Genomic DNA, 17,032 nt, shown 5'->3' on the forward strand with positions numbered 1-17,032 from the left:
AGCCTCGCCACATTGTGTTCTTTAGCAGGCGAGAAAACAGGTGCAGAGGGCGGTAACGGCGACCGTCCATGGAAACACTGCCAAAGCGTCGTCCGATGGCGCTGCAATCGGATACTGCTCCAGGTTTTTGATTTTACAACGCCGCACGATGACCGGCACCCGCTCCGTCGGACAATGCTCCTGGCATCCTGTGTTCCGGGACGTCTCTGGTTTCCGTTCCGAGCGCATTGAGGCTTGAGCGATGGCGACGGCCCACCTCCTGTTCGGCTTCCTGGGCTCCGGCAAGACGACGCTGGCGCGCGACCTCGAACATCGGCACCGCGCGGTGCGCTTTACGCCCGACGAGTGGATGGCGCGCCTGTTCGGGGAGGACCCGCCGGCCGAGGCCTTCCCGCTCCACGCCGCGGCGATCCTCGACCTGATGGAGCCGATCTGGACCCGCTGCCTGCGCCTCGGCGTCGACGTGGTGCTGGATTACGGCTTCTGGCGGCGCGCCGAGCGCGACCATGCCAGACGCCTCGTCGCGGAATGCGGCGCCCGCGCTCTCCTCTACAGGGTCGAATGTCCGGACGAGGAGGCACGGCAGCGGGTGGCGGCGCGCAACGGGCGGGCGGAGCGCAGCCTCTACATCGCGCCGGAGACGTTCGATGCCCTGAAGCAGCGGCTCGAACCCCTCCAGGCGGACGAGATCGTTCTCGCGGTCGAGCCGGGCCGCACCCGATCGCACCGGAGACCGGAGCCGCCCCACGACTGACCCTAGGGGAAGAGCGGACGGCAGAACGCCCCCTCCCCTCCTATTCCGGCTTGAGCCCCGAGCGCGCTTCGAGTTCCTGCAAGGTCCGGCGCGCCACGCTGGCGCCGGGCAGGCGGCGCTCGCGCTCGAAACGGGCGAGCGCCGCGCGGGTGGTCGGGCCGGCGATACCGTCGACCGTGAGCGGGCCGTAGCCGAGCTTGACCAGCGCGCGCTGCGCGTAGGCGACCGCCTTGTCGGGCTTGGCGCCGGGCGCCGGCGCGGCGTGGAGCGCCGAGGCCTTCACGGGCTCCGCCGCCCTCGCCTCCCGGACGGGCGCCTGGGCGACGGGCGCGGCCTTCCCGGCGGCGTCCTTGGAAGCGTCCTTGGCGGGAGCTTCCTTCGCCGGCATCGTCTTCGCGGCCCTGGCCGGCGCGGCCTTCGGGGGGAGCGAGGCGGTCGCGTGATCCTCGCCCCGGATCAGCGCGCCGATCCCGTCCGGCTTCGCGGTCCGCGACACGCCATCGCCCGCGTTGCGCGGCGCCTCGGCCTTCGCCGTCGCGGTGGGTGGGACCTCGCCGGCCGGCGGGGGGCCCGGGAGCGCCGGCGCCTTGGCGAAGAGGGGGGCGGGATGGCGCCCGGTCTGGAAGCTGAGGGCGTTCGCCGCCACCGCCGCCACCGCCCCGAGGACGAGGAGGCCGCCGACGATGCCGGCCGGATGGCGCAGGATCCGGTCGGCCCGGACCCTCAGGCGGTCGAGGGGACCGGCGGGGCGCGGGGCGCTTCTCGACGCGCGCGGCGCCCGGGGGGCCGGCCGCGGACGCGGGGCCGGCCGCGCCTCGGCGGTCAGCGCGACGTCGGGATCGTGGCGCCGGGCTGTCGCCTCGGCGGGCTTCCGGGCCGGCGCCTCGGACATCGCGTCTCCTTCCGGCTTCGGGCGGTCCGGTCCGGACCGGTCCGCCTTCGTGCGATCGGACTTCGTTCGGACCAGGGGCGGCGGGAGCGGGGGCGGCTCGCTCACGTCAGGCCGTCAGCCGCATCGTGGCGGGCCGCTCGTCGGAGAAGGTCCTGGCGAGGGCGCCGGTACGGATCGGCACTGGGCTGCCCGGCAGCGCGCGGGCGCCGCGGCAATCGAGCGGCAGGGCGACCACCACGCGCGTGCCGCAGGACGGGCTGCTCTCGATCGTCAGCTCGCCGTGATGCAGCCCGACGAGGCCGCGCACCACCGAGAGCCCGAGGCCGGTGCCCTCGTGCGGGCGGCCATAGGCGGCCCCCGCGCCGATTCCGGCCTGGAAGAACGGGTCGCCGAGGCGCGGCAGGTCGGCCTCGGCGATGCCGATCCCGGTATCGACCACCGCCATCTCGATCCGGTCGAACACCCGGCGCACCGAGAGGACCACCTCGCCGCCGCGGGGCGTGAACTTCACGGCGTTCGACAGGAGGTTGATCAGCATCTGCCGGCAGGCGCGGGCATCCGCCGTGACCTCCGGCAGGTCGGCGCCGATCTCGCGGCGCAGGCGCACGCCGCCCTGGTCGGCGCGGATCTGCATCAGGTCGCAGACACCGCGGGCGAGGCCCGCGAAGTCGAACGGCTCGGGCGCGTAGTCGAAGTTGCCGCTCTGGATCCGCGACATGTCGAGGAGCGCGTTGACCACCTCCAGCAGGTGCCGGCCCGAGGAATGGATGATGCCGGCATATTCCCGCCGCCGCTCGGGGCCGAGCGCCAGGGTCGGCTCGGCCTCCAGCATCTCCGAGAAGCCGATGATGGCGTTGAGCGGGGTGCGCAGCTCGTGGCTCACGGTGGCGAGGAAGCGGCTCTTGACCTCGTCGGCGCGCTCGGCGGCGGCCCGGGCCTGGTCGAGCTCCTCGGCCCGGCGCTTGTGCTCCGAGACGTCGCGGGTCACCGCCACCACGGCGGCCTCGCCGGCGAGCGCCGGCATCGCCGATCCCGGGACGCGGTGAGCCCGCATCTCGGCCCAGATCACCCGGCCGGCCCCGCCCGCCTCGCCGGCGGCGTGCAGGCGGAACTGCACCGTCACCGGCTGGGCCTGGCCGGCGGCGTCGCTGAGCGCGGTCAGGAAGGCCGGCCGGTCGGAGACGTGGACGCGGTTGAACAGGCCGCGGCCTTCGAGCGCGTCCGGCGTCGTGCCGGCGAGCGAGCGGGCGGCGGGGCTCGCCTGGAGCACGCTGCCGTTGCGGTCGTGCCAGGTCACGAGGTCGTCGATGGCGTCGAGGAGGAGCGCATCGCGCACGGTCGCGGCGGTGAGCCGGTCGCTCCAGCGGCCCTCGCGGCGGCGGTGCTCCAGCGAGAGCGCCAGGACGTGGCAGATCGCCGTGATGGCGAAGACCGGCATCGCCAGGGCCGCCGGCCAGGCGAAGACGCCGAAGCCCGGCGCGGGCTCGATCACCGCGACCGCCACCGCCCCCAGCACCGCGAACAGGGCCGCCACCACGGCGGCGCGGTGCGAGCCGGCGAGCAGGGCCTCGACCGGGATCATCACCAGCCAGATCGCGGCCGCCGAGGTCGGTCCGCCGGTGAGGCTCGCCAGGCAGACGACGAGCCCGGTCAGCGCCGCCGAGGACAGGCCGTGGGCGAGCGTGAGGTTGCCGGTGCGCGCCAGCAGCAGGGCCGCCACCACCGGGAGCATCAGGCAGGCCGCCGCCGCCGCCTCGACCAGCGTCGGAACGCCGCGCCAGAGCAGGTAAGGCGGCAGCATCGCCATCAGCACGGCGCCGGTGGCGAGCCGCGAGATCAGGAACCGCTCCTGGCGGGCCCGCTCGGCGGGATCGCCCGCCGCGGATTCATGGACGAGGCCCGTCAGCCGGGCATCGATCAGGGACGCAAAGGCACTGTTGATACGCACACCGCCACGCCAGCGCGGGAGACCTCGCGGCCCCGGCGCCCCTACACTGCGAACTGTCGAAACCCTCGCAGAGCCGGCTTAAACGAACGTTGCAGCGCGCCGGTGCCGGGCGCGTTGTCCCCCGTTCGCCCGGCACCGGCGCGATCTCACCCCGTCGTTCCTACCCCGTCATGGCCTCCGCCTCGTACCCGGCGCGGCCGAGCGCCTCGGCCACGTCGAGGGCCTGGGCGTCGGTCACGACCGCGACCCGGCCGGCCTCCAGGTCCACGCTCACCTCCGCTGCCGGGTCGAGGCGCTGGATCGCCTTCGTCACCGCCGCGACGCATCCCTGGCAGGTCATGCCCTCGACCTTCATCAGGAGTTCCATCCGCTCACCGGACCGATCCGTCATCGCCACGCGCTCCTTTGCCGCTGCGGCACGCCAGGGCCGCGCAAGCCATCTCGGGTATTGGGGCATTACGGACAAGGGTGCCGCGAAATCCGTGGGCAGCCCGAGGCGGCGTCTTGCGGGTCCGCGGCGCCTCGGCGACAACCGACAGGGCCGGGATTTGCGGAACCCGCCCTGTTCTCGATGCGTAAGAGGTATCGCGATGGCCCTCATCACCGGCCGGCGCGCCGGCGGGTCGTCGGTGAGCCGGATCGCCCTCAGCCTCTGCTTCCTCGTGGCCGGCGGGCTCTGCCTGACGGTCGCGTTCCTGTCCGCGCCGGTCCTCGGGGCCGTGGCCGGCACCGCGCTCGCGGCCGCCCTTCTCGGCGCGGTGGCGACCGGGCTCGCCTTGCGCCGCGCCGGCCGCCTCGCCCGCCAGGTCGAGAAGATGTCGGGCGAGATCGACCTGCTCTCGCGCCGCCTGGTGACGCTGGAGCAGCGGGAGTCGCCGGCCGCCCCGGCGGCGAACATGGAGAACGGCCTGTCCGAGGTCACGGCCGAGATCGGCCTGCTCGGCGGCATCGTGCGCGAACTCGCCATGGCGGTGGCGGCCCAGGACGAGGACCTGACCCGCCTGAAGGCCGGGCCGGCCGCGGCAGCCCCCCCGGCCGCGCAGGCGGCGCCGGCTCGTGCCCCGTCGGCACCCGTGCCGCCGGCGCGGGTCCAGGCGGCACCCGACTGCGCCCCGGCTTCGGCGCCTGCGGCCGCGCCCATACCGCCCGCCCGCCCCGAGGTGCGGGCTCACGCGGCCCCGTCCGCCGGGCTGTCGCAGGCCCCGTTCGCCGCCCAGCCGGCCGCGCCGTCCTGGCTCGCCGAACTCGCGGCGACGCCGCTCGCCCCCGCCCCCGCGGCGCTCGCCGACCCGATCCTGCCGCGGGAGGCTGCGCCTGCGCCGCGCCGCTCCTTCGTGCCCGAGCCCGCCGCCGAGACCCATTCCGAGGCCGAGATCCTCGCCGCTCTCGCCCAGGGGCTCGAGGTCCATCTGCAGCCGGTGGTCAGCCTGCCGCAGCGCAAAGTGGCGTTCTACGAGGCCCTGGCCCGCCTGCGCGTCGGCGAGGCCCTGCTGTCGCCGGCGGAGTTCGTCCGGGTGCTGGAGCGGCACGGGCGCACCACCGAGCTCGACCGGCTGATGCTCGCCCGCGTCACCGCGATCGGCCAGCACCTCGCCTCCCGCGGCAGCGAGACGCCGGTGGCCTACGCCCTGTCGCCGGGCTCGCTGTTCGAGCCGGGCTTCCTGCGGGCGGTCGGCCGCCTGATCGACCTGCACCCGGAGCTCGCCGGCCGGATGATCCTGGCGCTGCCGCAGCGCAGCTGGCGCAGCCTCGACGCCGAGCAGGCGAGCGCGCTGCGCTCCCTGCGCGAGCGGATTGGCCTCGCGGTCGACCGGGTGGTGGAGCCGCGCCTCGACGCCGCCGCGCTCGCCGCCTGCGGCGCGAGCTACGCCAAGATCGGCCTCGACGCCCTGCTCGGCGAGCACGGGCCGGCCCTCACCCTCTCCCTCGCCCGGTCCGGGATCCGGCTGGTGGCGGAGGGCGTCGAGCGCGAGGCCGACGTGCCCGACCTGATCGACCTCGACCTGCCGCTCGCGCAGGGCTCGGTGTTCTCGCCCCCCCGGGTGGTGCGGCCCGAGGTGCTCTCGCCCCCCGCCCCGGAGCCCGCGCCCGAGACGCCGCCGCCGGCGGACGACCCGCCCCCGCCGGCGCGCCGCGCCTTCCGGGACACGCTGCGCCGGGCGGTGTAGCGGGTGACGAAGCGGTAGCGGCGCCCGCTTCTTACGCCTGGAGCACTTCACGATCGCGCTGCAATCGCGAAGCTGTCTAAGTACTTGCTTTGCCGCATACCTTCGACGAACCGGTATCCACTTCGTCGGAAAATGCTCTAGCATCGGGGCTCCTCGCAGCAGAAAGGCCCCCGATGTCGGACCTCATCGCCCGCCGGATCGCGCAAGGTGCGGGCCGCGAGCCCGCCGATCTGGTGATCCGCGGCGCCCGCCTCCTCGACCTCGTCACCGGCGAACTGGTCGAGACCGACATCGCGGTCTGCGGCGACACGGTGGTGGGCACCTACGGCCGCTACGAGGGAGCTCGGGTGATCGAGGCGAAGGGGCGCATCGCCGTCCCGGGCTTCATCGACACCCATCTCCACGTCGAATCCTCGCTCATCACCCCGCACGAATTCGACCGCTGCGTGCTGCCGCACGGGGTCACCACGGCGATCTGGGACCCGCACGAGATCGCCAACGTGCTCGGCACCGCCGCCTTCGACTACGCGCTCGCCGCCGCCGGCGAGACCGTGATGGACATCCGGGTCCAGCTCTCCTCCTGCGTGCCGGCGACCGACCTCGAGAGCGCCGGCGCCCGGATCGAGGCGGCGGACCTGGCGCGCTACCGCGACCACCCGCGCTCGCTGGGTCTGGCCGAGTTCATGAACTTCCCCGGCGTGGTCGGGGCCGATCCCGGGTGCCTGGCGAAGCTCGCGGCCTTCGAGGATCGCCACGTCGACGGCCACGCGCCGCTCCTGTCGGGACACGCCCTCAACGCCTACGCGGCCGCCGGCATCCGCACCGACCACGAGGCGACGAGCGCCGCGGAAGCGCTGGAGAAGATCCGCAAGGGCATGGTCGTGCTGATCCGCGAGGGCTCGGTCTCGAAGGACCTGCACGCGCTCAGCCCCCTCCTCACCGAGCGGACCGCCCCGTTCCTCGCCTTCTGCACCGACGACCGCAACCCGCTCGACATCGCGGAGGAGGGCCATCTCGACCACCTGATCCGCACCGCCATCGGCCTAGGCGTGCCGCCGCTCGCCGCCTACCGCGCCGCCTCGCTCAGCGCGGCCGCCGCCTTCGGGCTTACCGACCGCGGGATGATCGCGCCGGGCAAGCGGGCCGACATCGTGCTCCTCGACGACCTCGAAACCTGCGCGGTCTCGTCCGTCGTCTCCGCCGGCCGCCTCGTCGAGGAGGCCCTGTTCGCCGCCCGGACCGTGACCCCGCCGCCGGGCCGCGGCAGCGTGCGGGCCGAGCCGGTCTCGGCCGCCGACCTCGCCGTGCCGGCGCCGGCGGGCGAGACCTCGGTGATCGGCGTGGTGCCGGGCCGGATCATCACCGAGCACCGGCGCCTGACGCTGTCGGCCGTGCCGGACTTCGCCCAGGACGTCGCGATGGTGGCGGTGGTGGCGCGCCACGGCACCCGCAGCATCGGCCGCGGCCTCGTCCAGGGCTTCGGGCTCACGCGCGGCGCCATCGCCTCCTCGGTCGGGCACGACAGCCACAACCTCTGCGTCGTCGGCGCCGATCCCGATTCCATGGCGCGGGCCGTCGGCCGGCTGATCGAGCTGCAGGGCGGATTCGTGGTCGCCGACGAGAGCGGCATCCTGGCCGAATTGGCGCTGCCGATCGCCGGCCTGATGAGCGACCTGCCGTTCGAGGCGGTGCGCGACGCCCTGCCGTCCCTGCGCGAGGCGGCCCGCGGGCTCGGCTGCACCCTGCCCGAGCCGTTCCTCCAGGTCGCCTTCCTGCCGCTGCCGGTGATCCCGCACCTCAAGATCACCGATCGCGGCCTCGTCGACGTCGACCGGATGGTGATCCTGTGATCCGCCCACGTCCGTGATCGGGATTTGTAAACGATTTCATGCCGGGCGTTGCGTTCGGGGCGAACCGCCTTTAAGCCCGGGGCGACCTCCTGCTGCGATGCAGCGAGGACGAGGCGGGCAGGAGTGGCAGAGATGATCCGCGCGAGCCATCCGGGCGAGGTCGCGATCCTGAACGGGATCGCCGGGATCGCGCCGGACTTCGACCTGATCCTGTGCGACGTCTGGGGCGTGCTGCACGACGGCGTTCACGCCCACAAGGGCGCGAGCGACGCGCTGACGCGGTTTCGCGCCCTGCCGGGCGAGCGGCCGCGCCGGGTGGTGCTAGTCTCGAACGCGCCACGGCCGGGCAGCGCCGTGCTGGCGCAGCTCGACGCGTTCGGCGTGCCCCGCACCGCCTACGACACCATCGTCACCTCCGGCGACCTCACCCGCCGGCTGCTCGCCGAGCGGGCGGGCGCGCCGATGCACCATCTCGGGCCCGACCGCGACCTGCCGATCTTCGAAGGTCTCGACCTTACCCGCGGCGGGCCGAATGATGCCGCCCACGTCGTCGTCACCGGCCTCCTCGACGACGAAGTCGAGTCGGCGGCGGATTACCGCGGCGTGCTGGAACCCTGGGCCGCCCGCGGCGTGACCCTGATCTGCGCCAATCCCGACCTCGTGGTCGAGCGCGGCGAGCGGCTGATCCCCTGCGCCGGCGCGATCGCGGCGCTCTACGAGGAGATGGGCGGCGCGGTGGTCTATGCCGGCAAGCCGCACTTTCCGGTCTACGAGGCGGCGCTCGCGACCGCGGAGGCGCTCAATCACGGCGCTCCCCTCCCCCGCGACCGGGTGCTCGCCGTCGGCGACGCGATCCGCACCGATGTCGCCGGCGCGCGGGCCTTCGGGGTCGCGGCGCTGCTGGTGGCGCGCGGCATCCACGCCGAGGAGCTGGGCGTCGCGGCGGGTGCCCCGCTCGGCGACATCGCCCACTGGCTCGCGGCGCAGGCCGTGCACCCGGACGGCGTGATCGACCTGCTGCGCTGGTAGCAGCGGCGAGAGACCGGGCGCGGCCAGAGCATTTTCCGACGAAGCGGATATCGGTTCGTCGAAGAAAATGCGGCAAAGTCAAAAAGACAGAGCGCCGTCCGATCACGTTGTGATCGGACGGCGCTCTGTCCGCATCCCGGTCTCGCACGTCATCGATGCTCTCAGGAGAACAGGGCGTCGATCGCGTCCTGCGGGGTCTCCGGACCCTTCAGCTGCGGGCCGTTGAGCAACAGCTTCTCGGCGCGGGCCTTGCGGCGTGCCTCCTCCGGGTCGTGCTCGGCCTCGCCGTCGCGCACGTTCACCACGGTCGAGAACTGCGACAGGCGCTTCTCGAGCTGGCCCAAGGCCTCCACCACCTTGGAGATGCGCTGGCCGGTGATGTCCTGGAAGGTGCAGGCCTCGAAGATGTCGCCGATATGCGCCTCGACCTGGCTGCGGTAGTCGTCGAGGGTCTTGGCCTTGATGGCCATCATCGCCTCGGCCGATTCCATGATCCGGTTGGTCGCGCTGGCGGTGGCGGCGACGACGCTGCCGAGCTCGTCATGCGCCATCGGGATGCGGTCGCGGGTGAGTTCCTGGGCCCGCAGAGCCGCGATGCCGCGCTTGAGCTTGGTGATGTAGTCGGCGATCTCCCGCAGCTCGTTCACCGCGGCCGCCTGATTCACCGGATCGGCCTTGGTCTCGCGGGCCTCCGCCTCCTGGCCGCCCAGCAGCCGGTTGAGGGCGGATCGCGGTCCCGCCGTCATCTGCCTGAGCACGTGATCGCTCCCCGCGAGTTGGTTGTCCTCGGATCGGATGTCCTCGGATCGGCTATCCTGGGACCGGGCATCTCGGGCGCGGGTCTCACACGACAGGGACGAGGAAGGTCCGTCCGGCGCGGGGAGGCGCGGCCGCCCCCGCGCCCGGGGGACGCCGCCCGTCACCGCGCCGGCGCGATCACGCGCCGCAGACCGCCTCGATCTTGGTCTTCAGCGTCTGGGCGTTGAACGGCTTGACGATGTAGTTGTTCACGCCGGCCTTCTTCGCCGCGATGACGTTCTCGGTCTTCGACTCCGCGGTGACCATGATGAACGGCGTGGTGCGCAGGGCGTCGTCGGCCCGGACGTGGCGCAGCAGCTCGTAGCCGGTCATCGGCTCCATGTTCCAGTCGGAGATGACGAGGCCGTACTTCTTCGTCTTCAGCTTCGCCAGGGCGCCGGTGCCGTCGGAGGCGTCGTCGACGTCCTCGAAGCCGAGCTGCTTCAGCAGGTTGCGGATGATGCGAACCATCGTCTGGTAATCGTCCACGACGAGGATCGGCATGCCGAGGTCAAGGGCCATGGCTTACGGCTCCGGTGGCGGGCGCGACGCATCCCCGTGCGCGACGAACCCCGCTTGGATCATCAGGGGAAGCACCGGGTGGCGCTTCTGGTCCGAGGTTGTACTTCCACCCCCCTTGAGAAGGCGTTAATCCGCTCCAGGCCCCACCGGGCGCCTCGCCCGGCCGGCCCTTGCGGCTTGACCCAAAGGGCGGATTTCGACAGGGTCCGGCCGCCTTTACAGAAGCCCCCGCCCCCCTTCGAGCCAAGGACCGTCGATGCCGCGCGACGAGACTGCCCCGCGCCCCGTCGCGCCGCCCTTCTCCGTCCACCGCGACGGCGAGCCGGTGCCGGCGGGCCTGACGGGCGCGGTCGCGGCGCTCGGCAATTTCGACGGCATCCACCAGGGCCACCGCGCCCTGATCGGGGCGGTGCGGGCGATGGCGGCGGATCTCGGCCGGCCGAGCGCGGTCGTCACCTTCGAGCCGCATCCCCGCGCCTTCTTCTCGCCCGATGCGGCGATGTTCCGCCTCACCGGCGAGGGCGAGAAGCTCGCGGTCCTGCGCCGGCTCGGCCTCGACGGCGCCTTCGTGCGCCGCTTCGACGCGAGGCTCGCCGGCACCGGGGCGGCGGCCTTCGTCGCCGAGACGCTCAAGGGCGAGCTCGGCCTGTCGGGCGTGGTGATCGGGCACGACTTCCATTTCGGCCGCGGCCGCGAGGGCACGCCGGCGATGCTGGAGGCGCTCTGCGCCGAGAACGGCCTCGCCTGCCGGATCGTGCCGGCGGTGGCGGCCGGCGGCGGCGAGGCGCCGGTCTCGTCGAGCGCGATCCGCACCGCGCTCGAGGCCGGCGACATCGCCACCGCCAACCATCTGCTCGGCTATCGCTGGTTCGTCGAGGGCGAGGTGCGCCACGGCGACAAGCGCGGCCGCACCCTGGGCTTTCCCACCGCCAACGTCGCGCTCGATGCCTGCGCGCTCGCCCACGGCATCTACGCGGTGCGTGCGCGTCTCGGTGACGGCGGCGTGCGCGACGGGGTCGCGAGCTACGGCCGGCGCCCGACCTTCGACGACGGCGCACCGCTGCTCGAGACCTACCTGTTCGACTTCTCGGGCGACCTCTACGGCCAGCGCATCGCGGTCGAGTTCGCCGGCTTCATCCGCGGCGAGGCGCGCTTCGACAGCGCCGAGGCGCTGGTCGCCCGCATGCACGAGGACGCCGCCGAGGCGCGGCGGATGCTGGCCGCGGACCGCACGCCCTCGATGCTCGGATGACCTCGGCTCGCGTGATCCGTCAGGGGTTAGGTCCTGGTTATCCGGGCACTATTCCGGGATGAATTCGCGGATCGGCGCGTCGTCGCCATCCCGCCCGCGTGGGCGCTTGGCGCGACGCATCGTGCCGGGATCCTCGTCGGGGATCAGCAGCGGGTCTGCCGGCGTCACCGAACCGGTGGCGTCGACATCCGCCGGGATCGGCCGCTGCGGCGCATGCCGCTCGAGGGCGACGGCCGGGACCGTCGACAGGGCGGCGAGCGCGAGGGCGGAGAGCAGGATCTTCATGTGAAGCTCCGAAGCGACTGAGTGTCTCTCACAAAACTCCCGGTCACCGGCCTTGTTCGATGTGGCAGCGCCAGTGCAGCGGGAGTTTTGTGAGGTGCACTGAGCCTGTCCTTCAACCGTGCGAACCCGCGCCCCGTTCCTTTGAATGACCATGGCTCTGCTGACCGATCTCGGCGTCGCAATCGTCCTGTTCGCTTCGACCAACCTCGACGACATCGTCGTGCTGATCGGCTTCTTCTCCGATCCGCGCTACCGCCCGCGCCAGATCGTCGTCGGGCAGGCCTTGGGCATCGCCGTCCTGGTGCTGGCGTCGCTCGCCGGCGCGCTCCTGTCCCTCGTCGCGCCGCCGGCCTGGCTCGGCCTGCTCGGCCTCGTCCCGATCACACTCGGCTGCCGCCGCCTCCTCGCCCTGCGGGACGACGACGTGGACGAGCCCGCAGCAACCTCCGCCTCGCTCGGCAACGCGCTCGCCGTCGCCGGGGTGACGATCGCCAATGGCGGCGACAATCTCGGCATCTACACGCCGGTCTTCGCTACCTCGCCGGCTTCCCGGCTGATCCTGTTCGCCGCGGTCTTTGCCGCCATGACCGCGCTCTGGCTCGCACTTGCCCACTGGCTCGTGCGGCATCCGGATTTCGGCGCCCCGATCCGCCGCTTCGGCCGGGTCGCGACGCCGTTCGTGCTGATCGGGATCGGCGCGATGGTGCTGGTCGAGGCGGGGACGGTATCGTGGGTCATGGAACGGAGATGGGGATGAGGTGCATGGCGCCGGGTACCGCGCACAAGCTCGGCACTGCAACACCCCGCTTCCCCCGCCCGCCCGCCGCTGCTAGAAGCGCCGGATGACCGAATCGCACCCGCGCCGCGTCGCCATCCGGCGAATTACGAGCCCGGCTTCCGCCTGAGGGCCGCTCGCGGCCGCGCGGAAGGCCGGGTTGCTGCCGTTTCGCCGCTGCGATTCCTGCTAATGGGCTGCGCCTCGCGCCCCAGACGAGCCTTGAACCTCCCATGACCGAGCACAAGCCCGCCGCCGGGCGCGACTATTCCGAGACCCTGTTCCTGCCGGTCACCGAGTTCCCGATGCGGGCCGGCCTGCCGCAGCGCGAGCCGGAGATCCTGGAGCGCTGGGCGCGCACGAACCTCTACGCCCGCATCCGCGAGGCCGCCGCCGGCCGGCCGAAATTCGTGCTGCACGACGGCCCGCCCTACGCCAACGGCCACATCCACATCGGCACGGCGCTCAACAAGATCCTGAAGGACATCATCGTCCGCACGCAAGGCGCGCTTGCCTACGATTCCAACTACGTCCCGGGCTGGGACTGCCACGGCCTGCCGATCGAGTGGAAGATCGAGGAGCAGTACCGCGCCGCCGGCCGCAACAAGGACGAGGTGCCGGTGGTCGAGTTCCGGCGCGAGTGCCGGACCTTTGCCGAGCACTGGCTGTCGGTGCAGCGCGAGGAGTTCAAGCGCCTCGGCGTCACCGGCGACTGGGACCATCCCTATCTCACCATGGCCTACCCGGCCGAGGCCGCGATCGCCCGCGAGCTGATGACCTTCGCCACCACCGGCCAGCTCTATCGCGGCTCGAAGCCGGTGATGTGGTCGGTGGTCGAGAAGACCGCGCTCGCCGAGGCCGAGGTCGAGTACGAGGACCACGTCAGCGACACCATCTGGGCCGCCTTCCCGGTCGTCGAGGCAAAGTCGGCCCCGGACTTGCAGGACGCCCGCGTCGTCATCTGGACCACCACCCCCTGGACGATCCCGGCCAACCGGGCCGTCGCCTACTCCAAAAAAGTATCATACGGACTGTATCGTGTCGTTGCTGCGCCTCAAGAGAACTGGTCTCAACCTGGTGTTCGTTACGTTGTTGCTGACAAACTGGCGGGCGACGTCTTCAAGGCAGCGCGGGTCGAGAGCTACGAGCGACTGAGCGACGTCTCAGGCGAAGACCTCGCCGGCCTGACGCTGGCGCATCCCCTCGCCGCCTGGAACCCCGGCTACGGCTACGCCGTGCCGATGCTGGAGGGCGAGCACGTCACCGACGACGCCGGCACGGGCTTCGTCCACACCGCCCCGGGCCACGGCCGCGAGGATTTCGAGGTCTGGATGGCGAACGGCCGCGGCTTGCGCGAGCGCGGCATCGAGACGGCGATCCCCTACACGGTCGATGCCGACGGCAGGCTGACCGAGGCCGCGCCCGGCCTCACCGGCACCCGCGTCCTCGACGAGAAGGGCCAGAAGGGCGACGCCAACAAGGCGGTGATCGCCGCGCTCACCGCCGCCGGGACGCTCGTCGGCCGCGGCACGCTCAAGCACAGCTACCCGCATTCCTGGCGCTCGAAGAAGCCGGTCATCTTCCGCAACACACCGCAATGGTTCATCGCCCTCGACAAGCCGGTGGCGACGCTGAACGACGCGACCTTGCGCGAGGTGGCGCTGCGCGAGATCGCCGTCACCCAGTGGGTGCCGCCGCAGGGCCAGAACCGCATCACCGGCATGATCGCCAACCGCCCGGACTGGGTGGTATCGCGCCAGCGCGCCTGGGGCGTGCCGATCACGGTCTTCGTGCACCGCGAGACCGGCGAGATCTTGCGCGACGAGACGGTGAACGCGCGCATCCACGACGCCTTCGCGGCGGAGGGGGCCGACGCCTGGTTCACCGACGCCGACGGTGCCCGATTCCTCGCCCCCGAGCACGATCCGGCCCACTACGAGAAGGTGATCGACGTCCTCGACGTCTGGTTCGATTCGGGCTCGACCCACGCCTTCACGCTCGACGATCCGGAGGCCTTCCCGGGACTGGCCGGCATCCGTCGCCGCCGCGACGGCGGGCAGGATACGGTGATGTATCTCGAGGGCTCGGACCAGCACCGCGGCTGGTTCCACTCCTCGCTGCTCGAATCCTGCGGCACCCGCGACCGCGCGCCCTACGACGTGGTGCTCACCCACGGCTTCGTCCTCGACCCCAAGGGGGAGAAGATGTCGAAGTCGAAGGGCAACGTCGTCGCGCCCCAGGACGTCATCAAGGGCTCGGGCGCCGACATCCTGCGCCTGTGGGTGGCGGCCTCGGACTACACCGACGACCTGCGCATCGGCCCGGAGATCATCAAGACCTTCTCCGAGACCTACCGCAAGCTGCGCAACTCGCTGCGCTGGATGCTCGGCACGCTCGCCCATCACCGGCCCGAGGACCGCGTCGCCCCCGACGCGATGCCGGAATTGGAGCGCTTCATCCTGCACCGCCTCGCCGAGCTCGACGGCGAGATCCGCGATGCCTTCCGCACCTTCGACACGAAGCGCGTGGTGGCTCTGCTCAACGGCTTCATGACCGGCGACCTGTCGTCGTTCTACTTCGACGTGCGCAAGGATGCGCTGTACTGCGATCCGATCTCGTCGCAGACCCGGCGGGCGGCGCTCACCGTGGTCGACGAGGTCTTCAAGCGCGTCACGGTCTGGCTCGCCCCGGTCCTCGCCTTCACCGCAGAAGAGGCCTGGCTCGCGCGCTATCCCTCGGAGACGGCTTCCGTCCACACCGAGACCCTGCCGGAGACCCCCGCCTCCTGGCGCGACGAGGCGCTGGCCAAGCGCTGGGCCAAGATCCGCCGGGTGCGCCGGGTGGTGACGGGCGCGCTCGAGATCGAGCGCGCGGGCAAGCGCATCGGCGCGAGCCTGGAGGCGGCGCCGAAAGTGTTCGTCGCCGATCCGGAGCTGCTGGCGAGCCTCGACGGCATCGACTTCGCGGAGGTCTGCATCACCTCGGACATCGCGGTCGAGGCCGGCGAGGGTCCGGGCGACGCCTTCCGGCTCGACGAGGTCAAGGGTGTGGCGGTGGTGCCGGCGCTGGCACAGGGCCGCAAATGCGCCCGCTCGTGGAAGGTGCTGGAGAGCGTCGGCAGCGATCCGGACTATCCGGACGTGACGCCCCGCGACGCGCAGGCCCTGCGCGAGTGGGACGCGCTCCACGCCAAGGCCGCCGAGTAAGGGGCGAGGACGAGGGCGAGGAACAATCTGATGCGTCCCCTCCCCTTCGGCGTGCTGGTCGCGCTCGTCACCCTGGTCCTCGACCAGGCGACGAAGCTCGGCCTGCTGTTCCTCGCCGACCTGCCCGTGCGCGAGCCGGTGGTGCTCGCGCCCTTCGCGCAGCTGATCGTGGTGTGGAACCGCGGCGTCTCCTACGGGCTGTTCCAGCAGGATTCGGCGCTCGGGCGCTGGGTGCTGGTGGGCGTGTCGCTGGTGGCGACGGTCGCGCTCTCGGTGTGGATGGCCCGGGCCGGCAGCCGGTGGCTCGCCGGCTCGCTCGGCCTCATCGTCGGCGGGGCGGTCGGCAACGCGATCGATCGCGCCGCCTACGGCGCGGTGTTCGACTTCGTCCACCTCCATGCCGGGGCCTGGTCCTGGTACGTGTTCAACGTCGCGGATGCCGGCATCGTCTTCGGCGTGGTCGGGCTCCTCTACGACGGCCTGGTGCTGGAGCGCCGGCGGGCGCCGGCAACGGGGGAGCCAACCTGAAAACCCCTGTGTGTCGCGGGCGCAACGCCGGCCCGGAGCGTTGCGCCCCCTCCCGGCCACGCCATACCTTCGCCCGAAACCGCCACCACCCAAGCTGGTAAATCACGGGGCGGAACAGGCAGGGGGCCAGCATGCTCGACAAGCGCACGATACTCGCCGCGATGACGGTCGCGGGCCTCGGCCTGCCGGCCGGGGCGCAGGCCCAGGAGGGCGTCGCGATGAAGAACGCCCTCTCGTCGATCGGCCTGATCGAGCCCGAGCGGCCGACGATCACCTATCGCGAGCGCGCGCCGCTGGTGCTGCCGCCGCACATGGACAAGGCCGCCCTGCCGCCGCCGGTCGACCGCCGCGCCGTGCGCGAGGCCAACCCGCAATGGCCGACCGATCCCGAGACCGCCGCCCGCGATCGCCGCGCCGCCGAGGACCGCAAGCCGATCACCCGCGGCTATAGCGGCCGGATGAGCGACAACAACGCCACGATCTCGGTCCAGGAGATGCGGGCCGGCCGGCGCGAGGGCGCCAGCATGACGACGGAGCCGACCTACAAGCCCGGCGACAACGTCAAGGAATCGTTCTGGCTCAACCCGATGCAGCTGCTGGCCGGCAAGAAGGCGGACGAGGATCCGAACCTCCCCGACGTCGAGCCCTCCCGCGATTCGTTGACCGAGCCGCCGACCGGCTACCGCAAGCCGCCGAACGGCAAGCTCGCCCGCACCGAGAAGGGGCCGAACGGCATGAAGTCCGACCGCGAGGAAGCCGATCCCGGCGCCTATCTGCGCTCGCGCCAGTAACGTTTCCGAGACCATCGTCGAGTTTCCGACCCCGGGCCGCCCCAGCGGCCCGGGGTTTTCGTTGGTCGAGACCCGCACGCCGTGCAGGGCTTCGCGCCCGATTGCCCCAAGGACCGCTCCGGCGGCGGATAAGCCAAGCTTTCGGATGAATGTCCGTTCACGCTTCGACTAAGCCATAACGGGGCCGATCTGCGTCGAGTGCATTTCTCCGCAGTTCTCGGGTCGCCCCTGCCA

At 72.1% G+C, this 17,032-nt stretch carries 15 protein-coding genes; 9 read left to right on the forward strand and 6 right to left on the reverse strand.

Features of this window, described 5'->3' with window-relative positions:
- Positions 1–241: 241 nt before the first annotated feature.
- Positions 242–754: an AAA family ATPase gene (locus tag ACS5PV_RS02645; RefSeq protein WP_455393814.1), complete on the forward strand. Its 513-nt coding sequence runs from the start codon at positions 242–244 to the stop codon at positions 752–754.
- A 40-nt stretch (positions 755–794) separates the two neighbouring features.
- Here ACS5PV_RS02645 and ACS5PV_RS02650 read toward each other — a convergent pair whose 3' ends face one another.
- From ACS5PV_RS02650 to ACS5PV_RS02660, 3 genes are all read right to left on the reverse strand, one after another.
- Positions 795–1,646: a peptidoglycan-binding domain-containing protein gene (locus tag ACS5PV_RS02650; RefSeq protein ID WP_455393815.1), complete on the reverse strand. Its 852-nt coding sequence runs from the start codon at positions 1,644–1,646 to the stop codon at positions 795–797.
- Between the two features lie 106 nt (positions 1,647–1,752).
- Entirely contained in the window at positions 1,753–3,594 is a 1,842-nt protein-coding gene (locus ACS5PV_RS02655; RefSeq protein WP_455393816.1) for an ATP-binding protein, read from the reverse strand.
- Between the two features lie 160 nt (positions 3,595–3,754).
- Positions 3,755–3,985, reverse strand: a complete 231-nt coding sequence (locus tag ACS5PV_RS02660; protein ID WP_455393817.1) for a heavy-metal-associated domain-containing protein — start codon at positions 3,983–3,985, stop codon at positions 3,755–3,757.
- Between the two features lie 199 nt (positions 3,986–4,184).
- Between ACS5PV_RS02660 and ACS5PV_RS02665 the strand changes: the two genes are divergently transcribed.
- The 3 genes from ACS5PV_RS02665 (at position 4,185) to ACS5PV_RS02675 (ending at position 8,641) form a co-directional block, all read left to right on the forward strand.
- Positions 4,185–5,762 (forward strand): EAL domain-containing protein, encoded by a 1,578-nt coding sequence (locus tag ACS5PV_RS02665; protein WP_455393818.1) that lies wholly within the window; start codon positions 4,185–4,187, stop codon positions 5,760–5,762.
- 173 nt (positions 5,763–5,935) lie between these two features.
- Entirely contained in the window at positions 5,936–7,612 is a 1,677-nt protein-coding gene (gene ade / locus ACS5PV_RS02670; RefSeq protein ID WP_455393819.1) for an adenine deaminase, read from the forward strand.
- A 132-nt stretch (positions 7,613–7,744) separates the two neighbouring features.
- Entirely contained in the window at positions 7,745–8,641 is an 897-nt protein-coding gene (locus ACS5PV_RS02675; protein ID WP_455393820.1) for a TIGR01459 family HAD-type hydrolase, read from the forward strand.
- Between the two features lie 161 nt (positions 8,642–8,802).
- Here ACS5PV_RS02675 and ACS5PV_RS02680 read toward each other — a convergent pair whose 3' ends face one another.
- Together ACS5PV_RS02680 and ACS5PV_RS02685 are read right to left on the reverse strand one after the other, a co-directional pair.
- Positions 8,803–9,387: a protein phosphatase CheZ gene (locus ACS5PV_RS02680; protein WP_455393890.1), complete on the reverse strand. Its 585-nt coding sequence runs from the start codon at positions 9,385–9,387 to the stop codon at positions 8,803–8,805.
- Positions 9,388–9,577: 190 nt separating this feature from the next.
- Entirely contained in the window at positions 9,578–9,961 is a 384-nt protein-coding gene (locus ACS5PV_RS02685) for a response regulator (RefSeq protein WP_048452414.1), read from the reverse strand.
- 256 nt (positions 9,962–10,217) lie between these two features.
- Here ACS5PV_RS02685 and ACS5PV_RS02690 point away from each other — a divergent pair, with 256 nt between their 5' ends.
- The gene (locus ACS5PV_RS02690) at positions 10,218–11,213 is read left to right on the forward strand and encodes a bifunctional riboflavin kinase/FAD synthetase (RefSeq protein WP_455393821.1); all 996 of its coding nucleotides are present in this window, start codon (positions 10,218–10,220) and stop codon (positions 11,211–11,213) included.
- Between the two features lie 48 nt (positions 11,214–11,261).
- Here ACS5PV_RS02690 and ACS5PV_RS02695 read toward each other — a convergent pair whose 3' ends face one another.
- A complete protein-coding gene (locus tag ACS5PV_RS02695) occupies positions 11,262–11,498 on the reverse strand; it encodes a hypothetical protein (RefSeq protein WP_455393822.1) in 237 nt (78 codons plus the stop codon).
- 145 nt (positions 11,499–11,643) lie between these two features.
- Between ACS5PV_RS02695 and ACS5PV_RS02700 the strand changes: the two genes are divergently transcribed.
- The 4 genes from ACS5PV_RS02700 to ACS5PV_RS02715 all read left to right on the forward strand — a co-directional run bounded on the left by ACS5PV_RS02700 (position 11,644) and on the right by ACS5PV_RS02715 (position 16,798).
- Complete coding sequence (locus ACS5PV_RS02700) at positions 11,644–12,255, forward strand: cadmium resistance transporter (RefSeq protein WP_455393823.1); 612 nt, start codon at positions 11,644–11,646, stop codon at positions 12,253–12,255.
- Between the two features lie 251 nt (positions 12,256–12,506).
- The gene (gene ileS, locus ACS5PV_RS02705) at positions 12,507–15,479 is read left to right on the forward strand and encodes an isoleucine--tRNA ligase (protein ID WP_455393824.1); all 2,973 of its coding nucleotides are present in this window, start codon (positions 12,507–12,509) and stop codon (positions 15,477–15,479) included.
- 30 nt (positions 15,480–15,509) lie between these two features.
- A complete protein-coding gene (lspA, locus tag ACS5PV_RS02710; protein ID WP_455393825.1) occupies positions 15,510–16,007 on the forward strand; it encodes a signal peptidase II in 498 nt (165 codons plus the stop codon).
- Between the two features lie 131 nt (positions 16,008–16,138).
- Complete coding sequence (locus ACS5PV_RS02715; RefSeq protein ID WP_455393826.1) at positions 16,139–16,798, forward strand: hypothetical protein; 660 nt, start codon at positions 16,139–16,141, stop codon at positions 16,796–16,798.
- Positions 16,799–17,032 lie beyond the last annotated feature (234 nt).

This window comes from Methylobacterium sp. Gmos1 (assembly GCF_053764715.1).